The organism is Candidatus Abawacabacteria bacterium (assembly GCA_016207805.1).
GTDB lineage: Bacteria > Patescibacteriota > Gracilibacteria > RBG-16-42-10 > RBG-16-42-10 > JACQZO01.
The window spans coordinates 1-3904 of the sequence record JACQZO010000015.1 but is presented as its reverse complement, the minus strand read 5'-3'; the positions used below and the strand labels follow the sequence as shown (position 1 = coordinate 3904).

Here is a 3904-nt window from a genome sequence, read left to right as displayed (position 1 = left end):
TCGAATATAGGATCGTTGCAACCATCTGTGATTTGCTTACGATTTGTTCCAGTTCCTGCTTTTCCTTTCGTTTTATTTCCCAATTAGATGTAATGTATCTTTTAATACGATTCATAATTTCTCTGCGACGATTTACTTCATCGCGGTCTTGCTTTCCTTCAATTTCTGCAATCTCTAGCTTGTTTGCTTCCTTAATAATTCTCTCGAATTCCCTCAGAGTGATTTCATGATATTTTTTGCTCTCTTGTATATTCTCAATAGTCAGAATATCAATCCACTTAAGTTGAGCGATATCTTCGACAAAAACTTCAAGATCAAGAATGGAATCCAGAAATGATGACGATACTTCGTTTGGATGTTTTGGGATTTTTTTGATTTTGTACTCTTCCAAGACCTTAACTAAGCGTTCGAAAATAACATCAATAATGACTGTTGGTTTCTTCAGCTGTGATAGCAACGTTTCAAGTTCAGTAATTCTTTCATCTAGGAGTTTGCTTTTCTCGCCTAATCCTGGGAGTCGCCCTCTAAACTCATCAGCATATTTGATGATCTCATCCCATAACTTGTTTACTTCCTCGCCAAGCGCCAGTCTGGCCAATGCGGAAATAATATCCTGATTTTCGTCGGAATGTTCCAGGAAGAAACCTGCATCTGAATTGAAAAAAATATAGCGGTTGAAATTACTAACCAGCTCATCCTTTCGACGGCCATGGGTTCCAAACCATTCTAAGTCTCTCTTCCGTCGCTCAGCCGAGGAGTGATTGATTTTTGTATAAAAATCGTCTCCCTTTAATTGCACGGCTATTTGATATTTAGATGAAGCTTTTAGGTCTGCACTTCTAAGATTTTGTCCGCAATAAAAATATTCAATTGCCTCAAGCAAACTTGTTTTTCCTGTTCCATTAGAGCCATAGATTAGGTTTACTAAACCAAAGTCGAAATTCTTTTGTGGCGGAAACGGGCGATATTCTTGATTTTCTAGCTTCTCGATAAACTTTACTGCATTCGAATCCGGCTTAGTGACTGGTAAGCTATGATTTTTTGACAATTCAGGCCTGCTTATTCCGGTTGAATTTCGCCAGTCATTAAGAACCTCGTCTACTACATGCCTTCTTGACTCATCATAAGAATAAATCTTACTCAGGCGGTTCTCGTCCAGCATCTCGAGCCATAGATTAGCAATATCTTCTGGTTTTCCAGACTTACGCGACAACCACTGATGCGGATTGACAAAAGCATCAAGTTCCTTTTCATGAAGAAGAAATTTTCGTGTAAAGTTCTTGTCTCCTTCGATGATTGTTTTTAGACGAACATACTCATCATTAAGAAATTCGTCATCGACCAGAAAAACTAGATAATGATTCCATTGTAGTGACTTAGCCGATTCAAAATATCTCTTTGAAAGTATCTTATCTTGATAGTCATATAGGCTCTTCTCGTCACCAGGAATTTCGTTGCTTGCATCGAAATAATAGATCGCCCACGGAGCACCTTTATACTGTTTCTCACAAAGCAGTAACTTATTATCGACCAGTTGGCACCGGTCAAAAGCCTTACTCAATTTCGATTGGATTGCTTGCGTTTGCATCACGCCTTTCAAGATTACTCAGTACGGGTAAAGGACACTACAGCATCCTGTCCGCCATCATTTATTTTCGGTGGGGAATCGTCTGGATAACTAATCATCTTTGATTCACCACCCGTAACGCTGACATACCAGATCACAAGGTCTGACGGGTCTACATGTAAGCCTTGATGCTTTTGTTCTCTAAGCCTATTGTCCAGCAAAGCGTGTAATTCTTTAAGTGTGGGCTCATCTGCTTCTCCAAGATACAAAGCAGAGGCAAGTTCGTCAGTCCCGCCCATAGTCTTTAGATTGGAATAGGTACTACTGTTGTCATAGACCAACAGATGATTCTTAAATCTTTCTAGGCGCTTCGGAAACTTAGCTGCGTTTGATCGCAAACTGTTGAATGATGAGAATTGTTTTAATAATCTTCGACGAAACCCCATTGCATCGTCGCAGTTATCTTGTACAAACGTTAATCTACGAATACTTTCGTCATTACCGAGTATCACGCTGGCCATCGACTGAACGTGCGGCCAAGTTTCATTATTTGTCCGAATCTCTCCGCACGATAGCAGGATCAGTCTTTCAAGTAGGAGTGGCGTAGCATACAGATTACCTAGCTGAACCACGTCAATGCCTGATGCACCAAAAGCGGCCGCAGCACCACTATCAACCTCTTGGATTTCGTCAAATACTGCATTCTCTTGATTCCACGAAAACACCATAAGCATCTTAGGGAGCGCAGGACTTTGTACTGCAGGATCATCATTTACCTGACTGACCTTTGTTAGTGTAAGTAAAAACGCATAGTGTTCAAAATTCAGAAATCCGACGTACGCCCTTGTCTGACTCCAATAAGTCAAATAAAAACCTTTAAGTTGATTTGCTTGAATGCAATCTTCTACAAGATTCCGAGACCAAGACTTCGAGTAGATGGCTGATGCCGAAGCATTTTCCCAATCTATCGAGTGACCATTGTCGTTAGAGTCGAACAGTTTTATATTTCGTGCCCAATTAAGACAAATGATGTCCTTTTGGTCACGATGCTGCAAACAGAATTTTCGATATTCGGTATATCGATCGTTCCTGGGCTTCTGGTTTAACTGCACATGCAAAATTAATGATGGATCGATATTTTGAAATTCTTGTCGGAGACAATGATCCTGATTAGTTGCATATGCCAGAGAATCAGAACAGATTAAACAGATTAAAGAAATCGAATTAGCAGAAGTATTCTTGAATTTATAAAATCTTTTACCTCTAATCATATTGTCTGTTTCAAACCGCATCGTACCGTCACCCATAGGGGCGGTCTTAAACTGGACAATTGCTACGGTGACCTCAGACTTTGTTTCCTTGCTATATGTACGAAACAAAAAACAGACTGGATCCAAGAAACGTTGCCCGGCCGATCTTTCGAAGTTTTCATCGTAAATAAATTTGCATTGCCCCTGAACGCGGGCACGAAGTGCATTGAGTTCATTCGGAGTAGCACTTTCGCAACCAATAACCCATAACTTGCCGAGAGATGGCATTTGGTTATTCAGAATCAACCGCTCAAGAACACTCCAAGGACAAGAGTATTCTGGCGTAATGACAACATCACTTAATTTGTTCCGACCAAGCTCCAGAAATTTCTCGAATTCTAATTCTGCTATTTCTCGGTTCTTGTTACGTACATAATCCTGACAATATTCGATTTCACCGTGAGGTTGTAACAAAAGAACAGAATATCTGCTGGCATCTGCTCGTAAGCAATTCAGCTCTGGATTATTGAGCTGATGCCCTTCCAGTAGTTCGGCAACGTCTTTTAGTTCTGGTATGCTATTAGTATGAAACACGAGTTTAATCTCAAAGTGCAACACTTGAATTATTGGGGACACTGAGCCTGTCTAAAAACTCATTTAATATTTCTGAGTTGGAGAATGGCTTTTTAATCATAAGTTGTTAGCTTCTGCCGTTAACCTTTACCCCAAGGCTGAAAGTAGTCTCTCCTTTCTCATTATCGCTGCCGTTATCTTTAACAGGTTATGGGCTGTTGCCACTATCTTCCACTCAATCTTTACTTTCTCTAATCCTCTCAGAAGGAATTGGCTGAATCCGTTTCTTGTCTTTATCTGGCCAAACACTGGCTCTACCAAACATTTTCGTTTTCCGTAAATTGCTCTACCCTCAGCGGTATTTATCTTTTCCCTCATTCGCTCCCTGTACTCTTCATACCCGTCTCTTGTTATTGCCCTGCCTAATTTTACATTCGTTGTGCATTTCTCTATCAGAGAACAGGCAGCGCATGTTCCCCGCTCTGTTCTGTATGTGACAATCTCTCTCTTACTA

Annotated in this window: 3 protein-coding genes; all 3 read right to left on the bottom strand. The window is 40.5% G+C overall.

The genetic code is table 11. The annotated features are described in order from the left end of the window. The coding region (locus HY817_03860) for a hypothetical protein (protein MBI4836369.1) at window positions 1-1600 on the bottom strand (1600 nt) is incomplete at its 3' end. 2 nt (window positions 1601-1602) lie between these two features. After that, window positions 1603-3411, bottom strand: a complete 1809-nt coding sequence (locus tag HY817_03855; protein ID MBI4836368.1) for a hypothetical protein — start codon at window positions 3409-3411, stop codon at window positions 1603-1605. Between the two features lie 126 nt (window positions 3412-3537). Then, window positions 3538-3904: transposase (locus tag HY817_03850; protein ID MBI4836367.1), on the bottom strand; the 367-nt coding region annotated here is incomplete at its 5' end.